Origin of the sequence: Natrarchaeobius versutus, from assembly GCF_041205745.1 — an archaeon.
Classification (GTDB): Archaea; Halobacteriota; Halobacteria; order Halobacteriales; family Natrialbaceae; genus Natrarchaeobius; species Natrarchaeobius versutus.
In genome coordinates this window covers 37,593-60,661 of the sequence record NZ_JBGFCC010000013.1, presented here as the reverse complement: position 1 = coordinate 60,661, position 23,069 = coordinate 37,593, and the positions used below count along the sequence as shown (strand labels likewise).

The window sequence follows — 23,069 nt, the reverse complement described above, 5'->3', positions numbered from 1 at the left end:
AGTCGTGTCGAAAAGGGCTACGAATCAGAAGACGAAATGGGGCAAAGCGGCGTGATCCGCGGACCCTGATCGGCCACATCGACCGCTGCCTCGATTTCGAAAACCGTCGCGAGCAACTCCTCGGTGACGATCTCGGTTGGCGTTCCGTCTCCGTGGATCTCGCCGTCGTCGAGGGCGACGATTCTGTCGGCGTGACGTGCGGCCTGTTCGATGTCGTGGAGTACGACGACGACCGTAATCTCGCTCTCGTCGCGCAACGTCTCGACGATCTCCATCACCTGGAGTTGGTGATGGAGGTCGAGAAACGTCGTCGGCTCGTCCAACAGCAAGACGTCAGTGTCCTGGGCGAGCACCATCGCAATCCACGCAAGTTGTTTCTGACCCCCGCTCAAGCTCCCGAGTTCGCGCTCGCGGAGATGACCACACCCCGCGAGTTCGATCGCACGGTCGACCGCCCGGTGGTCCGACTCGGTGACGTGATCGAAAAACCCGCGATGAGGATATCGCCCGTGATAGACGAGTTCCTCGACGGTGATGCTCTCGGGAGAGGTGCTCTCCTGTGAAAGCAAGCCGAGCCGCCGGGCGAGTTCTTTCGTCTCTAGTTCGTGGACGTCTCGGCCCTCGAGTAGTACCGTCCCGTCTCGAGGAGCGAGTTGATCGGCCAGCCCTTTCAACAGCGTACTCTTTCCCGACCCGTTCGGCCCCACGAGCGCCGTCACGACCCCGGGTTCGACGGCGAGCGATTCGCCGTCGATCACCGGCTCGTCGCTCCCGGGGTACGCCAACGTGAGGTCCTCACCGACGAGAATCGGTTCCGACCGCGGACCCGACCGGGTAGTGCGACTCGTGTCCGACTCCCGGCCGGCGTGACTCGACTCGGACTCGCGGACGGCCTGACGTGCGTCGGCCGTTCCGGTAGCACGACCCGCGTCGTTCTCGCGGTCGACGCGACCCGCATCGTTCTCTCGAGTTGCTCCGCTGGATTCACTCGTCGATTCGTTCGTGGTCATATCTCTCCGAGATTCGATTTCTTACGCATCAGGTATAGGAAGTACGTGCCGCCGACGAGCCCGGTGACGATGCCGACGGGAATCTGGACGGGGTTGAGTGCGAGTCGTGCGCCGACGTCGGCGGCGACCATCAGCGCCGGACCGACGAATACGCAGCCGACGATCAGCTGCTTGTAATCGCTTCCCACCACGTTGCGGACGATGTGGGGAACGATTAGCCCGACGAAGCTGACGATGCCCGCCACCGCGATGCTGGCCGCCGCCGCGAGGACGGCGACGCCGGAAAGCGCAAAGCGGACCTTCTCGATCGACATTCCGAGGGACTTCGCCGTCTCCTCGCCGAGCAAGAGGACGTTACACTGACGCGACCCGACGAGTGCCAGCCCCACGGCGACGACCGTCCACGGCAACGCGAGACGGACCTGTTGCCAGTCGGTGCCGGTGAGCGAGCCGGTCGTCCACGCGATCGCAGACTGGACGATTCCGACATCGTCGGCGAAGAAAAACAGTGCGGTCTGCAACGACCCCAACACCGTTCCGACGATGACGCCCGCGAGCACCAGCCGGACCGGGTTCGTCCCGCCTTTCCAGGCAATCGCGTAGACGATTAGAAAGGCGACCGCGCCGCCCGTCGCGGCGATCAGCGGGAGAAACGCCGTCAGACTGCCGAACACCACGAGCGTGAGCAGGATCATCAGACCCGCCCCGGAGGAGACGCCGAGAATGAACGGACTCGCGAGTTCGTTTCTGGTCACGGCCTGGAAGATCGCCCCCGAAACCGCGAGGTTCATTCCGACAATGATCGCGACGAACACCCGGGGCAAGCGGACGTTCCAGGCGATGAGACTCCGCTCGTGCATGTCGGGCACCTCGCCTCCGAGCAGGAAGGCGTTCCACGCCTGGATGTTGAACACCACGTCGGGATTCAACACCGCTCGCCAGGCCTCGCCAGGGGTCATCGAGTAGGCGCCGAAGCTCACCTGAACCAGCCCTCCGACGACGACGACGAGCGTACTCGCGAGCACGACAGTTACCAGCTTTGGATCGAACAGCCAGCCCAGCCGGCGGATTTCGGTGGTCGACCCTGTCGCTGCCGATCCGGTGACGCCGGGACCCTCGGCACTCACGAGAAATTCACGGCGGCGAAGCCGATCTCATCGACAGGAATATCCGTCGGTGGGGAACCAGCGAATCCCACTCCTAGAACTCCCCATTGATGATGTCCGCAACCCGCTGGCGGTCGAATAATCGTTCGTCCTCGGGCGGTGCTTCCATCCCCGTCGGCTCGCCGAAAACGCCGGGGTAGAGGCTCTTCGCGAGCGCCTCGGTCTGGAACGTGTTGAGGATGGGCCCCTGTTCCATCTCGTGCCAGGGATAGACGCGGCCGTTCCGGACGGCCGTCACCTCGCTCGCGACGGGATCGCTCTCGAGCGGTTCGATCAGGTCGGCCTCCCAGTCGCGTCCGTCCCGACGGATGACGCCGTCGAGCCCGTTGTGGTAGATGATCACCTCAGGGTCGTGCTCGAGCATCAACTCGAGGTCGGCCGTGAGTCGATAGTCGTCGTCGGGGTAGACGCCCGCGAACGCGTCGTGGTCAGGCACACCGAGATCACGCAACGTCTGCGTCTGCGTCCCCGGCAACACCGGATTGAACACGTCGATGCCACTAGCGGCGTCGAAGTCGTCGAAGTTCAGATAGCCCACGGTGGGACGCTCCTCGACGGGTGGGAGTTCGGCCCGAATCTCCTCGAGCATCTCCCCGTGAAGGTTCCGAAACGCCTCGCCTCGCTCCTGGACCTGGAACACCTGGGCCGCCTCGTCGTAGACCTCCCAGAGGTCGTAGTGTGGGTGGTCGTCGGTAAACTGGGGTCGGCGAATCCAGCTTCCGATAAAGGGGGCGACGTTCGCTTCGAGTTCGTCGACGTCGTCCCAGTCGAGCGCGAAGTAGTTCTCCGCCGTGTAGGGATCGATCAGGTGTAAATCGAGGCCGAGTTCGTAGAAGACCTCGACGTCGGCGTCACCGTCTTCCTGGAGAGCGAACGTCCCGTCTCGGTCGAACTCGACGCCCGGCAGCTGCTCGAGATAGCCGACCGGGAACCGTCCGGGGAAAGCGGCCGCGGCCACGCCGTTGGCCTGTCCCAGCGAGATTGCGATATCCACCCAGGACTGGTGGTACACCGCGAACTCCGCGGGCGGTTCGTCGAACTCGACACAGCCCGCAGGCTCCATACAGACTTCGTAGGCGTCGTCCGTCCCGTCGGTTTCGGTACTGGCGTCGCCGGTATCACTGAGACAACCTGCTAGCGCCCCGATCGCTGTCCCCCCACCGAGGCGAGCGAAGGTTCGTCGTGAAACGATCGATGAATCGCGTCGATCCGATTTCGAACTCATCACCCGCCCCTTTCCGGAGCACCGTAATGTATTTTCCTAAGCTAATTTATAGTTTAGACTAGTCTAATTTACCGATCTGTCGCCGGCGAACGGGAGCGAACGGCTGGTGATCACTCAGGACGTGGTCGACGACGAGTGCACCCGGCGTTACAGCGGAACGGTCAGTTTTCGAAGGTTTTGCCCGAGAACGGCAGATTCGAATCAGAATTGAGGTTCCGACAGGCCGATACGAGGACTGCCAGGACGTTCAGCGAACTGGTTGATGGGATCGTCATGGGACCAGTCCAGGACGAGCGCCACCGAATACGTCGGACTCGAGACTGGTGTAGCAAGGGGTAGGCCTCGAGACGGTCGTGATCCGAAGAAGATGTAATCATAACTGGAGTCGACTCGAACCCGACCCGTCAACGAGCGAAATCGGGGGTGATAGCACCCGTGAGTCGGGATATGGGCTCCGATCGCAGTCGAACTCGAGTCCCGGATCGTCTAGACGCCCTGGCTCATCAGGTAACTGCGCAACACGTCCGCCTCCTTGTTCCCGGTCGCGGTGTTGACGAGGACGACCGTCTCGTCGCCGTCGAACGCGCCGCGCTCGGCGAGTTCCCAGGCGCCGGCGGCCGCGGCCGCGGCACTCGGCGTCATCTCGAGACCCTCGTGTTGGGCCACAGTCACGCCGGCCTCGAGGACGTCCTGGTCGTCGGTCGCGACCGCGCCACCGCCGGTCTCGGAGATTGCCTCGAGCACCCACGAGCCCGCCGCCGGATCGGGGACTTCGATCCCGCCACAGATCGTGTCTGGCGTCTCCACCGGCTCGGTGTCCTCTCGTCCGTCCGCGATGGCGTCGACGACGGGCGCACAGCCCTCGGCCTGTGCGGCGTACAGCGACGGCCGGTCGTCGACCAGTCCGAGCGTTTGCAACTCCGTCGCCGCCTTGGCGCCGCCGACCAACCCGACCCCGCCACCGGTCGGGTAGACGACCGCGTCGGGCACCGCCCACTCGAGTTGTTCGACGATCTCGAACAGGGTCGTCTTCTCACCCTCGTGGCGGTATGGCGTCGAAAACGCTTGCACCGACCGCCACTCGTCGTGTTCCGCGAGTCCCTCCTCGAAGGCGCCGACGGCGTCGTCGTAGCGTCCGCCGACGACGGTCATGTCGCCACCGTGGACGTTCACCATCGCCTTGTTCGAAAAGCCCGAGCGCGAGGGGAGATAGACGTGAGACTCGAGGCCCGCCCGCCCGGCGTACGCCGCGGCCGACTGCCCGCCGTTACCCGTCGACGCGAGCGCGACGTCGGTTCCACCGCTTTCGGCGACGGCCGTGACCGCCACCGACTGGCCGCGGTCCCGGATCGTCCCCGTCGGATTCCGTCCCTCGTCTTTCACGTACACCCGTTCGACGCCCAGTTCCTCGGCGAGGGATGGACACTCGACCAGCGGCGTCGCCCCCTCGTCGGTCGTGACGACCGTCTCCCCGGCGAAGGGGAGCAGTTCCTCGTAGCGCCACATCGAGTCGAACGGCCGCGACTCGAGGCTCTCTCGCTCGAGGTCGATCGCGTCGTAGTCGTAACTCGGGTCGAACAGGCCACCACACTCGGGACACCGGCCGACGTGATCGGCGTCGGCACTGGCCCCACAGTCGACACACTCGAGGCCGAGAAAGGCGTCGGTCGTCTCCATATCGGAGTGTTCGCCCCGCCGGACTAATGGTTGTTCATCGGCGGTCGCGATCCGTCCTGACCCCGCGATCGAGCCCCCAAACCGTCGTGATCAGACCGCGGGTCGGTCGCCCGTCGATTCGCCGTTCGCTCCGTCGACGGAGATCGGGTGGAGGTCGAGCCACGCGTGACCGATGACGTAGTAGGCCGCGACCAGCGCGTAGAACGCGACGATCGCGCCGAGGATGGCGCCGACGAACGGGATCGATCCGAGGATACCCGAGACGAACGAGCCGACGATCACGATCCCGAGCGCGACGAGCCAGTTCGTCGCGTACGTCCCGCTCCTGAGAACGGGACGAAGCTCCTCGAGGTCGAATCCGGCCCGGATCCGGCGTTCGGCGGCAAACTGTGCCAGAGCCGCCGGGGCGACGTAGGCGGCGCCGACGGCGACGACGAACGTGAGGAGGCCAAGCGCCGCGATGACGGCCGCACCGAGTGCGCCGGGATCGCCGCCGACGGCGAGTATTCCGCCGCCGACGGTGATCGCGCCGAAGACGATCGGCACGAGCGAGTACGCGAGCAGGATGACGAACGCCTTCGCGCCCTCGATCGTCATCTCACCCCACTCGTCGAACACCGGGGCTTCGTCGTCGCCGCGTGCGGTTCTGTCCAGTACCCGGACGACGTACCCCCACACGAGAAAGAGGGGGATCAACAGGAAGCCAAAGAGCAGAAAGACTCCGCCGATGATGGCGGTCTTCCAGGCGTCGTCACTGTCTCTGAGATAGGTTATCGATTCGGTTAACATGGTCTCACCCCGACCGTCTGCAATCGCTCGCGGTCCGGTAACGTATAGTAGGTCAGACATCTATATAACCGTTCGTTACTTCCGGTTTCGGAACGTTCAGGCCGAGAGAACGGTGTCGGGGAACGGACGTGACGACCGATCGAAATACTTGGTCGATCCGGTCGTTCGAAACCGGACGAGAGACGTCACTCGAGACGAGAGCAGGAGTGAGATATCACTCGAGAGAAACGTATTCGGGAGAGACGAAGAAGCGTCGAAATCAGTTGTCGCCGGTTTTCGACTGCCACTCGTAGTCGCGGCGTTTAGACGATTTGCCGAAGCCACACGACGAGCAGACCTTCTTTCGGACGTGATAGGACTTCTCTCCGCACCGACGACACTTGACGTGGGTCGTCTTGTTTTTCTTTCCTTGGCTCGGGGTTCCTGCACCAGTCATGGAGTGATCGAAACGACGTTGTCGCCGCGTATAATGGTTGTGTCTTCGATCGGCTCCTCGTCCGACGACGACTCCTCGGCCGGAATGGCGACGTCCTCCAACACGAGATTCATGTGCTGGTCGTAGCCAGCGAGGTCGCCGACGTACTCGTCGCCGCTTTTGAGTCGTACCGTCACGCGTTCGCCCAGCGACGCCTCGAGGACGTCGAGCGGTCGTCCACTCATACGAAAGAGCGCAGGTGACGGACACTTAATCGTACCGGTCCAACGCGACCGTGTTCACACGACCCGATCCCCTTCTTCGACTATCTTCACCCGATCCGACCAAACGGCTAAGTGTCCGGTCGTCGTCCCCTCCAGTATGGGAGAACGGAAATTCACGTTCATCGAGTTGCATCTAGACGGCGAGACTCAGTTCGGTCCCCGCGAGATCGGCGAAGCGATCCCGTTCGGCGAGAAAACCGAGGAGTCCGAACTCGAGTCCGAAACCGACGACGAAGCGGAGGCCGCCGTCGCCGAGGAAGACGACGGCTCGAGCGGCAAGGCGATCGGCGCGCTGGTCGCCCTCGCCGCGCTGGTCGCCATCGCCGCCGCGGCCAAGAAGTTCGGGGGCGACGACGAACCCGACCTCGAGGAGGAAGACCAGCCCGACGTGATCGTCAACTAACCGAGCCGAACGCTTTTGCGTCCCACAGCCGTATCCGTCACTGTGAACCTCTATCGTAGCGCCCGGGCGGTCGCCGGGGCGTCCGGCTCCGACGGCGAGGCGATCGACTGGCACTCCGCCGCCGAGGCCGCCAAGGCGGCGACGGATCCCGGCTCGATCGCCCTCGAGCCCGGCGAGGCCGAGGCGTACGCACGCGACGTTCGGGAGGCCAGGGCGGCCGTCCGGACGGTCTCGGGTGTCGAGTTCGACGTCCCCGAGACCGTCGAGATCCAGAATCGTCACCACTGGATCGACGCCAACGTCGCCACCTTCGAGCGCGTGATGGGGGCGCTCGAGGCCCACACTGACGTCTTCCCCGGCGTCGCCCGGACGATCAACACCGGGACGATGGCCGTGTTGCTCGGCTTTCTCGGCCGAAACGTCCTCGGTCAGTACGACCCGCTGTTGCTCGCCGACACTCCCGACGACGACCACGCGCTGTACTTCGTCCGCCCCAACATTCTCGGGGCGGCCGAGACGCTCGACGTCGATCCCGACCGCTTCCGGCGCTGGATCGCCTTCCACGAGGTGACCCACGCCGCGGAGTTCGGCGCGGCGCCGTGGCTCTCGACGCACCTCGAGAGCCAGATGGAAGAGGGGATCACCGCCCTCTCGGCGGGCTCGTTCGACCGCGACGCGTTCCGCGAACTCGACGCCGCGATGACCGTCGTCGAGGGCTATGCCGAACTCCTGATGGACCACGCCTTCGACGACGAGTACGCCGACCTGCGGCGGAAACTCGACGCACGTCGACAGGGCCGTGGCCCGCTCCAGAAGCTGTTCCGGCGACTGCTCGGGCTCGGCCTCAAACAGCGCCAGTACGAGCGCGGAAAGAACTTCTTCGAGGCCGTCGTCACCGCGAGCGACGTCGGGACCGCCAGCCGGGTCTGGGACCACCCCGAAAACCTGCCCAGTCAGGACGAACTCGACTCGCCGCGGCTGTGGCTCCGGCGCGTCGATCGCTGAGGACTCGAGGCGGCCGTCGGTTCCGGATCGGGTCCGCTTGGAAGGGGCGGTCGTTCCAACTCACGTACGCCCAGAGTCCTCGATCGCGTACGCCTACGAGACGATCCAGCGGAGATACCACAACAACGCGCCGCCGGCGACGAGCCCGACGAGCGTCATCAGCCCGATCGCCGGAATCGATGCGCCACCCTGAAGCGCCATCGTCCCGCCGGAGAGTCCGACGAGGAGGACGAACCCGGCGGCGAGCCGTCGACGCGAACGTCGCCCGTCGGGAGTCGAGCCCGGACCGCGTCGCCGTCTCATAGCTCGTTGGCCGTACTGACGTGCATCGACGCGAACAGCCAGCGGTTTGAGTCGCGGTCGGGTTCGTTGCGGTCGGCCCGCTCGCCGACGCCCGCAGATTTCGCCGACAACAACGTCGCACTCCAGCGCGTTTCGAACTCGCGTCGGTCGCCGGATTCGAGGTCGGTCCAAGCCATCGTTACCTCGTCGGCGACCGTCGCAACGGCCCCGCGTTCGTCGACGACGAGCCGGTGACTGTCGATCGTCCAGTCGTCGGTCGTCTCGGTCTGTTCGCAAAGCGCCTCCTCGATTTCGTCGTATCCGAACAGCGCCTCCCCGATCCCGAACTTGACCGTGGATTCCTCGGCGAGAAAGTACGACTCGAGTGGCTCGCCACGGCGAAGCGCGTCGTAGTAGTCGCGGACGGTGTCCTCGGCGCGTGCGGTCATGGATGGGTCTTGTCGGAGGCGGGTCAAAGACGCATCGGACGCGAACGCAGGCCGGTGACGACAATTCGTCTCAATCGGTCCGTCTCTCGGCACGATCGATCGACCAGCCCGAGTTCGGTTTCCGTTCGGCCGGTGGACCGACGTTCGATCCGGACTCGACTCCACGTTCCCGCTCGAGTGACTCGCCGCCGGGCGAATCGAACGCGACTCGCGCCCGTCCGCTCGTCTCGTCGAAGACGTGATGGGTGTGGGGGTAAGCGATCTCGACGTCCTCGTTCTGGAACGCGTTCCACGCGCTTCGATGGACGGCCGATCGGATCTTCAGCGGGAGGTAGGGTTCTTCGATCCAGAGTTTGAGGTCGAGCAGGATGCCGTGGTCGGCGAACTCCCGGACGAACGCCGTCGGGCCGGCCGGGAACCGCGACCGGCCGATCCGGATCGGCGGCCCGCCCTCGATGACGCCGTCGACGTTCCTGGCCGACCGCTCGAGGAGGGTACAGGCTCGCTCGAGGTCGCCCTCGTAGGTGACACAAAGCTCGATCGAGAGGCGGTTGCGTTCGTCCTCGGCCGATCGGTTTCGAATGTCGCGTTCGCGCATCGTCTCGTTCGGGATGACGAGAAAGGAGTTATCCAGCGTGAACACCCGCGTGTAGCCGAGCGAGATGTCGTCGACGTAGCCACGTTCCTCGCGGTCGACGAGTTCGATCATGTCGCCGACCTCGTAGGGACGGTTGACGAGGATGAACAGCCCGCTGACGTAACTTCGACCGATCGGCGCCAGTACCGCCCCGAGGACGAGCGAGAGCACCGTAAACGAGAGTAAGACGTTCTGCGGTCGAAAACCGAGGAGACCGGCGAACGGAACCAACGCGTAGCAGACGATCGCGATCCGGGCGATCAACAGAACCGCGTTGGCGGTCGTCGGCCGCAGGACTCGCTCCTCGAGTCGCGGTCGAAGCCGATCCGTCAGGAGCTTCGAGCCGTACCACGCGATGACGACCGCGAGTCCGGCGAGGAACCAGGTGAGCTCTAGCGCGTCGACGACGTCCGCGACCACAGGTAGCTGGGCGTCTCGAGTGGATGAGGGGGGAACGAACACTGACCCAGTTTCCGCCGACGAACGAAAAAGGACGGCCGTGGCAACAGCAGGGGCCACAGACGGAAAGCTGATAACGGGGAATGTGCTGGTAGAGGTGGATGATCGCAGTATCGAGGAGGTTGTGCCGATATCGTACCGAGTGATACGGATTCCTGTACCGATTCACCGGCGCAACCGCCGCCCGGTTCGCGGTTGCGCCGGAAACGACTGACAGTAAACCGTATGAAACGATAGTGCCAACTGAAGCGATTCACACACTGATCGGCGATCAGTCTGGCGATTAGGTGTGTAACGACGTTCAGTACCACCAATAGTGGCAGACGAACGATCGTTCCACGCGGCCGGAGCGGGGGTATAAATTGAGTGTGGTAATTCACCGGAGTGTATTCATACTCTTACAGACAATATCACTAATAATTCCATGAATCGTGAACAACTGTTTCTCTACGTGCTGTTGGCGATCGTCACGTTTTCCGTCTTCGTCGTCATCCGGCCGTTTCTCGAGTACGTTCTGCTCGCGCTGTTGCTCGCGTACGTCCTGTACCCGTTGCACGTTCGGCTACTCGAGGCGACCGCGAGACGGCTCCCGTCGACTCGACTCGCGGAGATAGCGTCCGCGTTGGCGCTGATTCTCGCGAGTTTCGTGGTGTTGGTCCTGCCGGTACTCTATATTCTGACCGCTTTTCTCGAGGATCTTCGATCGATTTCGCGCGGGGAGACGGACCTACAGACGGAGCTAATCGAGACGAAACTCGCCGAGATCGCCGGCGCAGACGTCGACATTCAGGAGACGGCCGGCCAGTTAACCGAGCTGTTGTTCTCCGTGTTCTTCCAGGACGTCTCGCATCTGATCGAACTCACGTTACACGTCTCACTCGGCGTTGCGCTCGTGCTCTTTCTGGTGTTTTACCTGTTGCTCGACGGGCCGGCGCTGGTCGCGTGGCTCGTCGATGCCAGTCCGCTCTCCCCAGCGGTCAGTTCGACGTTGATCGATCAGATCGACCGGACGACGTGGGGTGCCGTCGTCGGCCACGCCTTCGCGGCAGTCGTCCAGGCGCTGGTCGCCGGTCTCGGACTGCACCTCGCCGGCATCTCGAACGTCGTCTTCTGGACGATCGTGATGCTGGTCCTCGCGTTCTTGCCGCTGATCGGCGTGTTTATCGTCTGGGCCCCGGCCGCCGGCTACCTCTTTCTCATCGACGAGACGGGAGCGGCGGTCTTTCTCGCCCTGTACGGAGTCACCGTCGTGAGCTTCATCGACTACTACGTCAGACCGGTCGTGATCGACAAGCGAGCGAGATTGAATCCCGCGGTGATCCTCGCCGGCGTCTTCGGCGGGGTGTACACGTTCGGCTTCGTCGGGTTGTTCGTCGGACCGATCCTGATCGGCATCCTCGTCGCCATCGTCGAAACGTTCAGACAGGAGTATCGGGCGAGTGACTCGGCCGAGAGGAAGACGAACGACCCGGCCGAAACGAAAACGAACGACGACGCCGAGAGGAAGACGAGCGATCCGACCGACGCGAAAACGAACGACCCCGCTGTCGAGGCGACGCCGCCGTCGAGCGGAATCGGTCACCGCCCTCGAGAAACGCGAAAGTAACCCGACGCCTCGAGCGGAATTCCCGATCCGGGGCGTGACCGTTACATGAATCCGCGGTCGACCTCGTCCGTCTCGATCAAGTCCTCGAGTTCGGTGTTCAGCAGTTCGTCGGCCTCCTCGAACCGCTCGGAGAGATCCTCGAGTTGCTCTGGCCGGTCGTACTGGTCGTACTCCATCGGGCCGAACGCCGGGCTCTCGACGGCGTCCATGACGTCGTCGAAGAAGTCCTGCGGCCGGGTCGGTGCGTCGGCGTGCGTCTCGACGACCGTCTGGAGACGCTTGGCGACGCTCTCGGCGTGGTCTTCGTCCTCGGGCGGCGACTGGACGGCGAACCGGCCGCCGGCGTCCTCCCGCGGGAGGAAGGTTCCGATCTCGTCGTCGAGTTTTCGGGCCACTCGGGTGCCGACGCCCCGAACCTCGTAGGGGTTTTTCGCGTAGGTCTTGAGGAAGAAGACGCCGGCTCGTGGATGGCCGAGATACAGATCCTCGCCGACGCCGCCCGCGCGGTCGCCAGCAACCGCTCGCCAACCCTGGGGATCGACGTCCCGGTCAGTGACGTCCTCGAGTATATCCTGCCACTCGCGAATCCGCATACCCGAAGGTTGTGAGGCGAACAGAAAGAACGTATCGGTCGAACGGAACGCGAGGAGTGAATCAAAAGGGCTACGGTAACTCGCTCGACAGTACGCGTAACCCACGATTTCCAATGTCCGTTCGAGGAACGTTCTCTTTCGCCGAACTGTTTCGGGCCGCCCCAGTTAAGAGCAGTTTGCTCGGTTTCGGTCCGCTCGGTCTCGCGGCCGGACAGCTGATCAACAGCTACGTCAACGGCGTCTCGCCGCTCGTCGCGGTCGGGTTCGCCGCGGTTATGATCGCGTTTGCGGTCGTCGCAACCGGCCACCACGCCGCGGAAGTTCGCCTCCAGCGCCTCGAGACGACGATCGAAGCCGATTCCGACGGCGAGCCACGGCCGGACCCGGAGTGATCGCCACGGTGGTAACGGTCACGGGAGGCGACGGGATGGCTCACGGTGGCGTATCCGGTTCGGTCGCGACCGTTCGGGCCTCTCGAGCCTCGTAGGCGTTGTATCCCGAGAGGCCGGCGACGAGCAATCCGGAGACAAGCGTGCTCCAGAACAGGCTCCCGAGCATGCCGAGCAACGCGGCGGAGACGATCAGCCAGATGCCGAGGACGGCGACGAGCGTGGAGACGCCGACGCTCAACGGAATGTCGTTCGAGAGCCGGTAGACGTTGTAGCCGGCGGCCAGCAAGACCACAGTACCGACGAGCACGTTGTTCCACAGCGACGCTTCGCCGACGTCGAAGACGAGCACCGAGAGGGCGACCCACGCGCCGATCGCGGCGACGAGCGCACTGACGACCGACGTGTTACGCCGTCGCTCCTCGTTCGCGACCCGGGTAGAGTCGTCCCGCGGGTCACGCCCCCGGTCGGGATGGTCACCGACGCCCGTTCCGGAGTCGACATCGGCGCCGGTCGTCTCCGGATCCTCACGCCGATCCCGGTCGGAACCAGTGGGGTCGCGAACCGGTCGGTCCCCCCGATCGTCGTCGTCCGGACGGTCGCCGCTGGTCGGATCACTCATGGCAACGGGCGCTTCACCTCGAGCGCGTTTAAGCGGCGGCGACCGTTTCAGTTTCGCCCGACCGGGGCGGGAAGGTAATCCGAGACTACGCGACGAAATCGCGCTAAACCGTTCACGGGTAACCGAGACCGATAGCGTTTTTGAACGCTCGCCCCTGACTGACAGGCGTGAACGTACGCGGAACCGTCGCCGGCGACGTCGAGGTTCGATCGGTGTCGACGAGCTACGGCGAGAGCGACCTCGCCGAAGTGGCGCTTCGGCTCGAGGCGACCGGTGAGGGGAACGACGAATCGGTGCCGGGACGTGACTCGCAACCAGACCCGACGTCCGCCGACCGCGACGTGACGACGGTGACGCTGTGGAACAAGTGGACCGAGTCGGCCGAGCTCCTCGAGCCGGGGATGGAACTGCTCGTCACGAACGCCGCGGAAGACGAGTACCAGGGAGAGACGCGGTACAAGACGACGGGTGACTCCTACGTCGTCGTCGAGCCGAGCTTCCTCGTGAACGTGACGGCGATCAGAAACTGGGTGGAGTGTCCCCGACTGTACTACCTGAACAAGCTCTCGGGCGTCCCGCTGAACTACCCCGTGGTCAAGGGGACGCTCGTCCACGAGGTCTTCGGCGACCTCCTGCGCGGGCGAGACCTCGAGGAGTCGATCGAAGCGCGCGTCGAGGAGCGCGCGCTCCAGCTCGGCCTGCTCGGCGAGACGCCGGACGCCGCCGCCGAGGACGTCAGGGAGAACGCGGCCGCCATCGAAGGATGGCTCGAGCAGGGGCGGCTCACCGAGGAGGATTCCTGGCGCTCCGAACAGCTACTCATCAGCGAGACGTTCGGCATCCGCGGGCGAGCCGACGCCGTCCGCCGGGGCGCGCCGGTCGAACTCAAGACGGGGAAGAACCTGAAAAAAGAGCCCCGATTCAAGGACAAGGTCCAGGCCGCCTGCTACGCGCTGTTGCTGGAGGAACGCGGCGGCGACGTCGACACCGGGACCCTCCTCTATACGAAGAATTCGGCGCTCGATCGTAACGAGGAGACCGGTGATCTGACGCCGGCGAAAGAGTTTTCGATGGGCGACGGACTCCTGAAGTTCGTCGTCCGATTACGCAACGAGATCGCGGCGATGGAGATACGAGGCGACGTACCGACCGGCTACGAGGCCGACGCGAGGTGTGAGTACTGTTTCGAACAGGACACCTGTATGGTCGTCTCGGGCCGGCTCGACCAGGAGTCGAAAGCGGGCCAGATCGGGCGAGCGCTCCCCGAGGAGGAACTCGAGTACTTCGAGCGCTTTTACCGGGCGATCGAGGAAGAACGCCGGGAAGTTCACCGCGAGTACGCCAAGCTCTGGGAACAAGACGCGCGGGAACGAGCCGACGACGACCGCGCGCTAATCGACCTCGAGTTCGTCGAGAAGCGACCGCTCGAAGAGGGGCGCTGGGAACTTCGCACACGCCGCGAGGGGAGTGCGACCTCGAAGCTCCGGGAGGGGGATCTGGTGCTCGCGAGCGACGGCCACCCGGTCCGGGGAAACTCGGAACTGGCCCGGATCGAGCGGTTGGGCGACGAAATCGTGCTGACAGCCGACGAGCCGGTCGAGGTGACTCGACTCGACGTCTACCCCTCCGAGTTGACGACGGATCGGTTGCTCGTCGCACTCCACGACGTTCTCCTCAAAGGCGACGAGCGCCGAAAGGACGTCCTGTTCGGTCGGGAAGATCCGGCGTTCGACCGCCCCGATGGGACGTTCATCGACAACAACGACGCACAGGACGAGGCGGTCCGCACCGCCGTCGGCGCGCGCGATTTCGCGTTGATCCACGGCCCGCCGGGAACCGGCAAGACCTACACCATCGCCCGAACCATCCGCGCGATGGTCGAACGCGGCGAGCGCGTGCTCCTCTCCGCGTTTACGAATCGCGCCGTCGACAACGCCCTCGAGGCGGTCCTCGAACAGCTAGACGGCGTCGTCGACGAGGAGCTGATCGTTCGCGTCGGCTCCGAAAGCGGCGTCCGCGACGATATGGAACCCTACCGCCTCGAGCGAGCCGGCGATCCCGCCGAACGCGTCGCCGAGTTACAGAACGCGAAGATCGTCGCGGCGACGACGGCGACCTGCGGCTCGAGGATGATGAAAGAGCAGGCGTTCGACGCCGCGCTGGTCGACGAAGCGGCCCAGCTCACGGAGCCGGGGACGTTCGCGGCGGTCAACCTCGCCGACCGATTCGTGTTGGTCGGTGACCACGAACAGCTTCCGCCGGTCGTTCGGGCGGAGAACGATCTCACCGAGTCGCTGTTCGAGCGGCTCGTCGAGCGCTACCCCGAGGCGGGCGTCATGCTCGACCGCCAGTACCGGATGAACCAGCGCATCCAGGCCTTCGCCTCCCGCGAGTTCTACGACGGCCAGCTTCGACCCGCGACGCCCGACGTCGCCGGCCGGACGCTCGAGGATCTCGAGGGGGTCTCCCGCGAGGCGCTCCCGACAGACCTCAGTGACGCCGTCGCGTTCGTCGACGTCGAGGGAGACGACGACCGCTACACCGACGGCGAGGAGGCCGCGCGGATCGCGGAGATCGTCCGGGCGTACGAGGACGCCGGCCTCGAGCGTTCGGAAATCGGCATCATCGCCCCCTTCCGGGCGCAGGTTTCGACGATCTCGAATCACGTCCCAGCGGACGTCGCCGTCGACACCGTCGATCGATTCCAGGGCTCGAGTCAGGAAGTCATCGTCGTCTCCTTTACCGCGACCGAAACGCTCGACGGGCCGATCTTCGAGGATTACCGCCGGATCAACGTCGCACTCACCCGCCCGAAGCGGGCGCTCGTCCTCGTCGGTGACGCGCAGGCACTCGAGAGCGATCCGGTCTATGCGCGGATGCTCGAGTGGGCCAATCGGTGATCGCCGCGTCCCGCGGTCACCGTCGTCACCTGACTCTCAAGTGTCGAAACAGTTAGGATAGTGGACACGAACATGAGGATTGACACCGAATGCGACTCGAAGACGAAAGCGCCGTGATTCGTGAGGGGTTTCCGGCCGAGTACGCCGACCTCGTTCTGGTAGTGACCGAACTGGGCGGAACGACGGTTCCGATGGTCCTGCTGGCCGTGCTGTTCTGGCTCTCGAGTCGACGCCGAAACGCGCTCGTGATCAGCTACGCGGTCGCCGGCGTCTGCTTCGTCGTCGTCGCGAAGGAACTGTTCGGGCTCCCGCGGCCGCCGACCGACGCGTTTCTCGTCCCGTACGACACCGACGATCTCGGCTTTCCGAGCGGCCACGCGTTCGCGGCGACGATCGTCTACGGCGGCCTGCTGGTCGCGTACGATCGGGTCCGCGATCCCGGGCCGGTGCTCGCGGTTGCCGCCGTCGTCACGGTGGTGGCCCTCTCCCGCGTGATCCTCGGCGTCCACTACCTCAGCGACGTCCTCGCCGGGTTCGCCCTCGGCCTCGGCTTCCTGGGCGTCATGACCTACGCGACCCGCCGCGAGCCCCAGAGAGGGTTCGCGATCGCGCTCGGAATCGCCGCGGTCGCACTCGTCGTCGTCGGCGTGAACGGATACGTCCTGCTCGGTCTCGGCGGCTCGATCGGCGGGCTCGTGGCGACCGTCGCGAACGTCGACCGTCCGGCGCTTCGTTCCCGGCTCGAGGGCGGCGTGCTCGTCGTCGTCGGGATGGCCGGTATCGTGGCCGTACAGGCGGCTACAGACCTGTTAACGGCCGTTCCGATCCTCGTCGCGAGCTACGGGCTGTTGTTCGGCTGGATCCTCCTCGCACCCGCCGCCGTCGCTCGAGTTCCCCTCGAACGACTCGCCTCGTCGCCTGCAAACGCCTGATACATCTTTTGTGTCTCGTCGACCGGCGGAGTGCCCGTCTCCCCGGTCTGTTGTGACACAGGAGACACGTAGCGGATGGCTACCGACGAACTCGAGGGTACGCCGTCCATACAGTCGGGTGTGGTCATCCGGCCGCAGTCGGCCACTTTCGCCGGTTCGTGTCGAAAAAAGTGAGTGGTAACTATGGTGGTCCCCGTCAGCGTGAATAATCATGTCGATGGACGAACCAGTTTCCGTCGGTCTCCTCACCGAACCCTTCCTCTACGAGTGGCAACGACGTGCGCTCACGAACCTGGAACGCGACACCACAGCCAGCGTCGAACTCGTCGTAAGCAACGCAAGCAACGCCGACGCAGCCGCCGAATCGTGGAACTCGAAGAAGCGAATCGAGTTCGACGACGTCTCCCAGTTCCTCCGATTGCTCCGTCGAGAGGGGCCGTGGGCGTTCGTCCTCGCCGAACGGACCGTCGGCCGGCTTCTCGGGGACGATCAGACGCTCTGGCACCGCCACGCCATCGACGACGTCGACTGTCTGGAGGGGGCGACCCACGTCCGGTGTACGCCACAGAGGGACGGGGCGTGGTACGAGTTCCCCGACGAGGTGGTCGACCGCGTCTCTCGTCGCTGTGACGTCGTCGTCCTGTTCGGATTCGGCCTGATCCGCGGGGAAATTTTGACCGCGACCGAACACGGCGTCCTGAGTTTCCACCCCGCGGACATCCGTCGCTACCGCGGGATGGGCGTTCCCCCGGTGTTCTACGACGGCCGCGACACCATCGGAACGACGCTCCAGCGGCTAAACGACTCGATCGATGGCGGCGAAATCGTCCTCTCGAGGGAGATGAGTCTCCGGGACTGTGAGACGCTTTGGGACGCCTTCGATCGGGTCGTCACGGCCCAGAGCGAACTGCTGAGCGACGGAATCGAGCGAGCGACCGACCCGGCGTTCGAGCCGACGACCGTTCCCGACGACGAACTCGGGACCTTCTACCCCCGTCGAGAGCGACGGACCGTCGACTTCGCCGGGAAGATTCTGCTGAAAAACGTCGCCGGTCGGCTTCGACGATTGCGCCGGTCGCGTCGAGAACCGCTCGACCCGTCGACGCCAGTCGACGTCACATCAACTTCGACGACCGCGGACGAGGAGGCAGAGCCGCTTGCGGACGATTAGTGAACCCCTGGATCGAGCGGAACCCGCTCCGAGCCGGCGCGGAAACCCCGCCGGTGGGACTATAGTAGCCACTGCACGTCATTGCACACCTAATCGCCAGACGTGTCGGCGATCAGTGTGTACACCGTTGCAGTTGTTACTACAGCAACGACCACCGTCGCTTTTACTCACCGCCCCATGAGGACGGTATGGAACTCCCCCTGGGCACGGAAACCGTCGACGTTGAACTCTCCGAGTACGACGTGACGATCGCCGAACCGTCCGGCGGCGATCCCGTCGACGTCCGCCGGGCCGCAGAACGCGCACTCGAGGAGCCACTCGGCCCGTCGCTCGCGTCCAGAGTCGACTCCGACGACGACGTCGCGATCGTCGTCACCGACGTCACCCGAAAGGCGCCCGACGACGTCCTGCTCGAGGTCTTGCTCGAGGGGCTGTTCGCGTGCGGCGTCGACCGCGAGCGGGTGACGGTGGTGATCGGACTGGGATTGCATCGACCGATGACCGACGACGAAATCGAGTCGATGCTCGGCGAACACGCCGACCTCGCGGTCAACCACGACCCCGACGCCGTCGTCGAAGTCGGGCGGATCGGCGGCGCGGACGACGTTTCGACCGGGGCCGGCGACGGACCGACGGCCGACGGCGTTCCAGTCGAGATCGGCGAACCGGTCGCGGCCGCCGACACGGTGCTCTCGACGGGCGTCGTCGAGCCCCACCAGTACGCCGGCTTCAGCGGCGGCGCGAAGACCGTCGTCATCGGCGCCGGGAGCGAGTCGCTGATCGGCTACACGCACGGTCCGGAGATGCTCGTCCACGACGGCGTTCGACTCGGTCGCCTCGACGGAAACCCGTTTCGCGAGACGCTCGACCGCGCGGGCGATCTGGTCGGCGTCGACTTCTCGCTCAACCTCGCGTACGGCCCGTCCGGCGTCCTCGGCGTGCGAGCGGGCGAGGGTCGGCGGATCGTTCGCGAACTCGCGGACGTCGCTCGAGACGCCCTCTCGGTTCCGATCGATCGGGAGTTCGACGCGGTCGTCTGTGGCGTCGGCGCGCCCAAAGACGCGAACCTCTACCAGGCGACACGCGGTGGAACCTACGTCGCACTGGGGGATCGAAACCCGGTTCGTCCCGGCGGCCGGCTCGTCGTTCCGGCGGCGCTTTCCGAAGGGGCGGGCGACGGCACCGGCGAAGCGCGATTCTATCGGCGGCTTCGGGACGCCGACGACCCCGACTCACTCTACGGCGAGATGAGACGAGGGTACGAATCCGGCGCCCAGCGTGCGTTCGTCGTCGCTCGCGTCCTCCGCGATCACGACATCGTCGTGACCGATACCGACTCCCCGTCGGTCGTCGAGGAGTGTCTCATGCGGGCAAAGCCCCACGTCACCGACGCACTCGAGTCCGGCGACGACGTGTTGGTCGTTCCCGACGCGTTGAACACGCTGTTCGTCGACGGCTGAGACCCATATTCGCCGATAAACAGTTACAGAATCCGCTCAGGCGACGAGTCGATCGACGCCCTGCTCGAGGAGGTCGATACACCACTGGACGTCGGCCATCGTCGCCGCCTCGCCGTCGCGTTCGATCGAGATCAGAACGCCGGATTTCCGGCCGGTCGAGTCCGGACACGAGACGATCCACGCGTCCTCGAACACCTGAACGAGTGCGTTCAACGAGCCCGACTCGAACGCACTCTCCTGGCGTCCGTAGCTCAACTGGCCGACGATCGTCTGGTCGACGATCGCTTGCGTATCGCGTTGGGCGTACCGTTCGCGCACGTCGTCGCGCATCACCGATTCCCAGTCCCTCGGCTGGTACCGGATCACGGCGCGAAGGTCGTCCCCAATCCGGTCGTAAACCGCATCCCAGACCGTTCGCGCTGTGGGTCGTACAGTAGACATAAGTGCTCCTGAATGATAAAGGGAGGCAGTAGCAGAAATATCCTATGGTCGTTAGGCATTTCCATAGAGGGCCACGAACGGTTAGTCCCCTCGGAGAGATATCGCCTCGGAAGAACGTTCGCTCGGAAAATTCTCCCCGCGAGAAGTCGGCTCCGTCCGAGCCACGATCACTCCGAGGTCCGATTCACTCGTCCGCGTCTGCGGACTCCCACAGCGGATAGAGGTCGTCAGTCACGGGATCGGAGATCGACTCGCCGCCGAGGACGAGTTCCGGCTCGCCGCGGCGAACGAGACCGATCTCCGCGGCCTCGAGTCCCGCCCGCTCGAGACGTTCCAAACAGTTCTCGACGCGGTCGGCCGGCATCGTCGCGAGTAACGCGCCGGAACCGAAGATTCGGAGCGGATCGACGCCCGCCGCCTCACACAGCGTCTCGGTCTCCGAGCGGACCGGAATCGCGTCGCGCTCGACCTCGAGTCGAACGCCAGACGCTCGTGCGAGTTCGAGGAGACCGGCCGCGACGCCGCCTTCGGTCGGATCGTGCATCGCCGTCGCGTGCTCGCGAACGATATTCGCGTCGGGAACGACGCTGATCTCCTCGAAAAGCGACGTCGCGCGCTCGCGGACCGCGTCTTCGACGCCGAGTTCGTCGCCGAAATCGGCCGCCAGGATCGCCGTCCCCTCGATACCGGCACCCTTCGTGACGACGACCGCGTCGCCGGGCTCGGCCCCACCGGTCGGGACGTACCGCCGAGTCGCGCCCATCGCGGTCAGCGAGACCAGCGGTCGCTCGAGTTGGTCGACGTACTCGGAGTGGCCGCCGACGATCGACGCGCCAACCTCGGCGGCGGCCGCGTCGAGATCGGTCGCGATCGTCTCGAGTGACGTCCCCTCGTCGGGGAGCATGACGACGACGGTGAGCCAGCGCGGATCGGCACCGGAGGCGGCGACGTCGTTACAGGCGACGTAGACGCCGAGCGTACCGACCTGTGAGGCGGCCAGCGAGATCGGGTCGGAGCTGACGACGAGGTCGCCGCCGGGCCAGTCGATCGCCGCGGCGTCTTCCCCGTCCGCCGGCCCCTGGATGACCGTCTCGTCGGCACTGCCAGTCCGATCGAACACGCACTCGAGTAACTCGTTCGGCGGAACCTTCCCGGGCATACGACGAACTGGGACGATCGGCGGTTTGTAGCTGTCGGCATCCGGGTCGGCCGTCTCACTCGAGGTCGGCAAACGTGCCGCTGAGGTCGAGGTCAGCCAACGCGCAGGCGAGGTCGAGAACGGAGGGGTCAGCTCTGGCCGGGAGCCAGCGCGTCCATCGTCGCTTCGATCTCGTCTTCGCTCGCACCGCGCGGGAAACTGACCGCGACCCCGTCGACTCCCTCGAGTCTCTCGAAGCGCTCGAGTTGCTCGCGTGCGGTCTCGAGGTCGCCGGCGGCACAGAGGTCGGAGAGGAGGTCGTCGGAGACGGACGCGAGTGCGCGCTCTCGATTGCCGTTCTGCCAGGCCTCGTGGACCACCGCGGCCTCGTCGTAGCCCTGGCGAACGAGCGCGTCCCGGTAGAACGTCCCCATTCCGCCGACGTAAAATGCCGTATGCTGGCGGGCGAGATTCCGCGCGCGTTCGGCGTCTGCGAGCGCACAGCAGGTGACGCCGACGGTGACGCGAACCGCCGACGGAGCGCGGTCGCCGAGTTCGGCGCCGCGCTCTATATCCTCGAGTCGATCCGCGACGCCGTCGGGCGTGAGCATGATCGCGTGCCAGCCGTCGGCGAAGCGGCCGGCGAGTTCGACCGCCTTCGGCCCCATGCCGGTCACCTCCACCGGCGGCGTCGGCTCCGGCGGCTCACAGCGGAGTCGAAAGCCCGACAGCGAGAACACGTCGCCGTCGTACTCGACGCGATCGCCGGAGAGCACTTGCCGGACGATTTCGACCGTCTCGCGGGTCTGCCTGAGCGGGTTGCCGTACTCGAGGCCGTGCCAGTTCTCGACCACGGCGGGGCCGCTCGGCCCGATACCGAGACGAAATCGTCCGTCGGAGACCTCCTGAAGCGTCGCCGCGGTCTGGCCGAGCAGTGCCGGCGACCGCGAATAGGCGTTGAGGATGCTCGAGCCGATTCCAACGTCGTCGGTTCGTTCGGCGATCGCGGTCAGGACGGTCACGCCATCCCGACCCCACGTCTCGGGAAGCCACACGCAGTCGTAACCGTCGTCTTCGGCCCGCCGGGCGTAATCGGCGAGCGAGTCGATCGAGGGCTGGGCGGCGACTGGAAGGTGGATCGCTCTGTCGGTCATCGCTCTCATCGAAGAGGCGGCCCCCTGGACGGTAATCGTTTCGCCGATTTTCCCCTCGAGTGCGGATCGACGGTTGGTCGGTACTCTCCAGCAGTATCGAACCGAGAACCGACTCCGGGCTACCGCTCAGTTGAAGATTCACCGCGGAGAGGTCGTCGTATGGGACTCGACACCGACGCAATCGAGGCGGTCGCGTTCGACTCGTTCAGCACGCTGGTCGACGTAGAGAGTTCGAAGAAAGCGCTTCCAGACCGGATCGACGATCCGGAACGCATCGCGACCGTCTGGCGGCGACAAGCCCTGGAGTACTCGATGCTGGCTAACTTCCTCGACGAGTACGAGACGTACTACGACTGCCACCGGATGGGACTCGAGTACGCCGCTGACCTGTTCGGTCTCGACCTCACGCCGGTGGAGATCGAGTCGATCAACGAGGTGTACTACGATCTCGAGCCGTTCGACGACGTCGCGCCCGCGCTGGCCGACCTCGTGGCGGCGGGATACGACCCGTACGTGATTTCGAACGGCGACATGGCGATGCTCGAGGCGATGGTCGAGACGCTCGCGGTCGGGGATCTCCTCTCGGCAGTCGTCAGCGCGGACGATATTCGGACGTTCAAACCACACGCGAAGTTGTACGGCTACGCGGCCGAACGGGCGGGCGTTCCCGTCGATCGTACCGTTCACGTGAGCGCGGTCACCTTCGACGTCCAAGGCGCACAGAACGCGGGAATGCAAGGCGTCTGGCTCAACCGAGAGGGTCGTCCCGCACATCCGTACGGCCCGGAACCGAACCTCGAGATCGATTCGCTGTACGCGTTGACCGACGAACTCGACGTCGACTGAGACGGTTTACTGTCGG

24 protein-coding genes are annotated in these 23,069 nt (G+C 65.0%); 9 read left to right on the top strand and 15 right to left on the bottom strand.

Annotated features, from left to right (window positions below):
- Positions 1-17: 17 nt before the first annotated feature.
- The 7 genes from AB7C87_RS22765 to AB7C87_RS22735 form a co-directional block, all read right to left on the bottom strand.
- Positions 18-1,010 (bottom strand): ABC transporter ATP-binding protein, encoded by a 993-nt coding sequence (locus AB7C87_RS22765; protein ID WP_369731820.1) that lies wholly within the window; start codon positions 1,008-1,010, stop codon positions 18-20.
- Entirely contained in the window at positions 1,007-2,080 is a 1,074-nt protein-coding gene (locus AB7C87_RS22760; RefSeq protein ID WP_369731882.1) for a FecCD family ABC transporter permease, read from the bottom strand. The genes AB7C87_RS22765 and AB7C87_RS22760 overlap by 4 nt, the downstream gene beginning before the upstream one ends.
- A 130-nt stretch (positions 2,081-2,210) precedes the next feature.
- Complete coding sequence (locus AB7C87_RS22755; protein ID WP_369731819.1) at positions 2,211-3,401, bottom strand: ABC transporter substrate-binding protein; 1,191 nt, start codon at positions 3,399-3,401, stop codon at positions 2,211-2,213.
- A gap of 486 nt (positions 3,402-3,887) precedes the next feature.
- The gene (locus AB7C87_RS22750; protein ID WP_369731818.1) at positions 3,888-5,078 is read right to left on the bottom strand and encodes a threonine synthase; all 1,191 of its coding nucleotides are present in this window, start codon (positions 5,076-5,078) and stop codon (positions 3,888-3,890) included.
- 90 nt (positions 5,079-5,168) lie between these two features.
- Positions 5,169-5,927, bottom strand: coding sequence for a DUF4013 domain-containing protein (locus AB7C87_RS22745; protein ID WP_369731817.1), 759 nt, complete (start codon positions 5,925-5,927; stop codon positions 5,169-5,171).
- A 199-nt stretch (positions 5,928-6,126) separates the two neighbouring features.
- Entirely contained in the window at positions 6,127-6,303 is a 177-nt protein-coding gene (locus AB7C87_RS22740; RefSeq protein WP_369731816.1) for a 50S ribosomal protein L37e, read from the bottom strand.
- Positions 6,300-6,527 carry an LSM domain-containing protein gene (locus AB7C87_RS22735; protein WP_369731815.1) on the bottom strand — a complete coding sequence of 76 codons (228 nt, stop codon included), beginning with the start codon at positions 6,525-6,527 and terminating at the stop codon, positions 6,300-6,302. Before AB7C87_RS22735 ends, AB7C87_RS22740 begins: the two co-directional genes overlap by 4 nt.
- 136 nt (positions 6,528-6,663) lie before the next feature.
- Between AB7C87_RS22735 and AB7C87_RS22730 the strand changes: the two genes are divergently transcribed.
- Together AB7C87_RS22730 and AB7C87_RS22725 are read left to right on the top strand one after the other, a co-directional pair.
- The gene (locus tag AB7C87_RS22730; RefSeq protein ID WP_369731814.1) at positions 6,664-6,969 is read left to right on the top strand and encodes a hypothetical protein; all 306 of its coding nucleotides are present in this window, start codon (positions 6,664-6,666) and stop codon (positions 6,967-6,969) included.
- A gap of 42 nt (positions 6,970-7,011) precedes the next feature.
- Positions 7,012-7,974: a zinc-dependent metalloprotease gene (locus AB7C87_RS22725; RefSeq protein ID WP_369731813.1), complete on the top strand. Its 963-nt coding sequence runs from the start codon at positions 7,012-7,014 to the stop codon at positions 7,972-7,974.
- 93 nt (positions 7,975-8,067) lie between these two features.
- Here AB7C87_RS22725 and AB7C87_RS22720 read toward each other — a convergent pair whose 3' ends face one another.
- The 3 genes from AB7C87_RS22720 to AB7C87_RS22710 form a co-directional block, all read right to left on the bottom strand.
- The gene (locus AB7C87_RS22720) at positions 8,068-8,277 is read right to left on the bottom strand and encodes a DUF8527 family protein (protein ID WP_369731812.1); all 210 of its coding nucleotides are present in this window, start codon (positions 8,275-8,277) and stop codon (positions 8,068-8,070) included.
- Positions 8,274-8,705 (bottom strand): hypothetical protein, encoded by a 432-nt coding sequence (locus AB7C87_RS22715; protein ID WP_369731811.1) that lies wholly within the window; start codon positions 8,703-8,705, stop codon positions 8,274-8,276. The genes AB7C87_RS22720 and AB7C87_RS22715 overlap by 4 nt, the downstream gene beginning before the upstream one ends.
- Positions 8,706-8,775: 70 nt before the next feature.
- Positions 8,776-9,762, bottom strand: coding sequence for a mechanosensitive ion channel family protein (locus tag AB7C87_RS22710; protein WP_369731810.1), 987 nt, complete (start codon positions 9,760-9,762; stop codon positions 8,776-8,778).
- Between the two features lie 463 nt (positions 9,763-10,225).
- Here AB7C87_RS22710 and AB7C87_RS22705 point away from each other — a divergent pair, with 463 nt between their 5' ends.
- Positions 10,226-11,407, top strand: coding sequence for an AI-2E family transporter (locus tag AB7C87_RS22705; RefSeq protein WP_369731809.1), 1,182 nt, complete (start codon positions 10,226-10,228; stop codon positions 11,405-11,407).
- Between the two features lie 41 nt (positions 11,408-11,448).
- Here AB7C87_RS22705 and AB7C87_RS22700 read toward each other — a convergent pair whose 3' ends face one another.
- On the bottom strand, positions 11,449-12,000 hold the full coding sequence (locus AB7C87_RS22700; protein WP_369731808.1) for a hypothetical protein: 552 nt from the start codon (positions 11,998-12,000) through the stop codon (positions 11,449-11,451).
- Positions 12,001-12,113: 113 nt separating this feature from the next.
- Here AB7C87_RS22700 and AB7C87_RS22695 point away from each other — a divergent pair, with 113 nt between their 5' ends.
- On the top strand, positions 12,114-12,392 hold the full coding sequence (locus tag AB7C87_RS22695; protein WP_369731807.1) for a hypothetical protein: 279 nt from the start codon (positions 12,114-12,116) through the stop codon (positions 12,390-12,392).
- Positions 12,393-12,432: 40 nt separating this feature from the next.
- Here the strand turns inward: AB7C87_RS22695 and AB7C87_RS22690 are convergent, their stop codons facing one another.
- A complete protein-coding gene (locus AB7C87_RS22690; RefSeq protein ID WP_369731806.1) occupies positions 12,433-13,011 on the bottom strand; it encodes an SPW repeat domain-containing protein in 579 nt (192 codons plus the stop codon).
- A 167-nt stretch (positions 13,012-13,178) separates the two neighbouring features.
- On the opposite strand from AB7C87_RS22690, the gene AB7C87_RS22685 reads away from it, so the two are divergent.
- The 4 genes from AB7C87_RS22685 (at position 13,179) to AB7C87_RS22670 (ending at position 19,474) form a co-directional block, all read left to right on the top strand.
- A complete protein-coding gene (locus AB7C87_RS22685; RefSeq protein WP_369731805.1) occupies positions 13,179-15,911 on the top strand; it encodes an AAA domain-containing protein in 2,733 nt (910 codons plus the stop codon).
- Between the two features lie 89 nt (positions 15,912-16,000).
- Positions 16,001-16,843: a phosphatase PAP2 family protein gene (locus AB7C87_RS22680; protein WP_369731804.1), complete on the top strand. Its 843-nt coding sequence runs from the start codon at positions 16,001-16,003 to the stop codon at positions 16,841-16,843.
- Positions 16,844-17,060: 217 nt separating this feature from the next.
- Positions 17,061-18,014 (top strand): formyltransferase family protein, encoded by a 954-nt coding sequence (locus AB7C87_RS22675; RefSeq protein ID WP_369731803.1) that lies wholly within the window; start codon positions 17,061-17,063, stop codon positions 18,012-18,014.
- Between the two features lie 188 nt (positions 18,015-18,202).
- A complete protein-coding gene (locus tag AB7C87_RS22670; protein ID WP_369731802.1) occupies positions 18,203-19,474 on the top strand; it encodes a lactate racemase domain-containing protein in 1,272 nt (423 codons plus the stop codon).
- 36 nt (positions 19,475-19,510) lie between these two features.
- Here the strand turns inward: AB7C87_RS22670 and AB7C87_RS22665 are convergent, their stop codons facing one another.
- From AB7C87_RS22665 to AB7C87_RS22655, 3 genes are all read right to left on the bottom strand, one after another.
- Entirely contained in the window at positions 19,511-19,915 is a 405-nt protein-coding gene (locus AB7C87_RS22665) for a DUF7522 family protein (RefSeq protein WP_369731801.1), read from the bottom strand.
- A 184-nt stretch (positions 19,916-20,099) separates the two neighbouring features.
- Positions 20,100-21,074 (bottom strand): AIR synthase family protein, encoded by a 975-nt coding sequence (locus AB7C87_RS22660; protein WP_369731800.1) that lies wholly within the window; start codon positions 21,072-21,074, stop codon positions 20,100-20,102.
- Positions 21,075-21,202: 128 nt separating this feature from the next.
- Positions 21,203-22,207 carry a TIGR04024 family LLM class F420-dependent oxidoreductase gene (locus AB7C87_RS22655; protein WP_369731799.1) on the bottom strand — a complete coding sequence of 335 codons (1,005 nt, stop codon included), beginning with the start codon at positions 22,205-22,207 and terminating at the stop codon, positions 21,203-21,205.
- Positions 22,208-22,366: 159 nt separating this feature from the next.
- Here AB7C87_RS22655 and AB7C87_RS22650 point away from each other — a divergent pair, with 159 nt between their 5' ends.
- On the top strand, positions 22,367-23,053 hold the full coding sequence (locus AB7C87_RS22650; RefSeq protein WP_369731798.1) for a haloacid dehalogenase type II: 687 nt from the start codon (positions 22,367-22,369) through the stop codon (positions 23,051-23,053).
- Positions 23,054-23,069 lie beyond the last annotated feature (16 nt).

Excerpts from the sequence above, each read along its gene's own strand:
- AB7C87_RS22740 (WP_369731816.1), bottom strand. The coding sequence starts at position 6,303 with ATGACTGGTGCAGGAACCCCGAGCCAAGGAAAGAAAAACAAGACGACC.
- AB7C87_RS22675 (WP_369731803.1), top strand. The coding sequence starts at position 17,061 with ATGGACGAACCAGTTTCCGTCGGTCTCCTCACCGAACCCTTCCTCTAC.
- AB7C87_RS22700 (WP_369731808.1), bottom strand. The coding sequence starts at position 12,000 with ATGCGGATTCGCGAGTGGCAGGATATACTCGAGGACGTCACTGACCGG.
- AB7C87_RS22755 (WP_369731819.1), bottom strand. The coding sequence starts at position 3,401 with ATGAGTTCGAAATCGGATCGACGCGATTCATCGATCGTTTCACGACGA.
- AB7C87_RS22730 (WP_369731814.1), top strand. The coding sequence starts at position 6,664 with ATGGGAGAACGGAAATTCACGTTCATCGAGTTGCATCTAGACGGCGAG.
- AB7C87_RS22660 (WP_369731800.1), bottom strand. The coding sequence starts at position 21,074 with ATGCCCGGGAAGGTTCCGCCGAACGAGTTACTCGAGTGCGTGTTCGAT.
- AB7C87_RS22745 (WP_369731817.1), bottom strand. The coding sequence starts at position 5,927 with ATGTCTGACCTACTATACGTTACCGGACCGCGAGCGATTGCAGACGGT.
- AB7C87_RS22715 (WP_369731811.1), bottom strand. The coding sequence starts at position 8,705 with ATGACCGCACGCGCCGAGGACACCGTCCGCGACTACTACGACGCGCTT.
- AB7C87_RS22735 (WP_369731815.1), bottom strand. The coding sequence starts at position 6,527 with ATGAGTGGACGACCGCTCGACGTCCTCGAGGCGTCGCTGGGCGAACGC.
- AB7C87_RS22765 (WP_369731820.1), bottom strand. The coding sequence starts at position 1,010 with ATGACCACGAACGAATCGACGAGTGAATCCAGCGGAGCAACTCGAGAG.
- AB7C87_RS22650 (WP_369731798.1), top strand. The coding sequence starts at position 22,367 with ATGGGACTCGACACCGACGCAATCGAGGCGGTCGCGTTCGACTCGTTC.
- AB7C87_RS22690 (WP_369731806.1), bottom strand. The coding sequence starts at position 13,011 with ATGAGTGATCCGACCAGCGGCGACCGTCCGGACGACGACGATCGGGGG.
- AB7C87_RS22665 (WP_369731801.1), bottom strand. The coding sequence starts at position 19,915 with ATGTCTACTGTACGACCCACAGCGCGAACGGTCTGGGATGCGGTTTAC.
- AB7C87_RS22670 (WP_369731802.1), top strand. The coding sequence starts at position 18,203 with ATGGAACTCCCCCTGGGCACGGAAACCGTCGACGTTGAACTCTCCGAG.
- AB7C87_RS22695 (WP_369731807.1), top strand. The coding sequence starts at position 12,114 with ATGTCCGTTCGAGGAACGTTCTCTTTCGCCGAACTGTTTCGGGCCGCC.
- AB7C87_RS22705 (WP_369731809.1), top strand. The coding sequence starts at position 10,226 with ATGAATCGTGAACAACTGTTTCTCTACGTGCTGTTGGCGATCGTCACG.
- AB7C87_RS22655 (WP_369731799.1), bottom strand. The coding sequence starts at position 22,207 with ATGACCGACAGAGCGATCCACCTTCCAGTCGCCGCCCAGCCCTCGATC.
- AB7C87_RS22720 (WP_369731812.1), bottom strand. The coding sequence starts at position 8,277 with ATGAGACGGCGACGCGGTCCGGGCTCGACTCCCGACGGGCGACGTTCG.
- AB7C87_RS22680 (WP_369731804.1), top strand. The coding sequence starts at position 16,001 with ATGCGACTCGAAGACGAAAGCGCCGTGATTCGTGAGGGGTTTCCGGCC.
- AB7C87_RS22750 (WP_369731818.1), bottom strand. The coding sequence starts at position 5,078 with ATGGAGACGACCGACGCCTTTCTCGGCCTCGAGTGTGTCGACTGTGGG.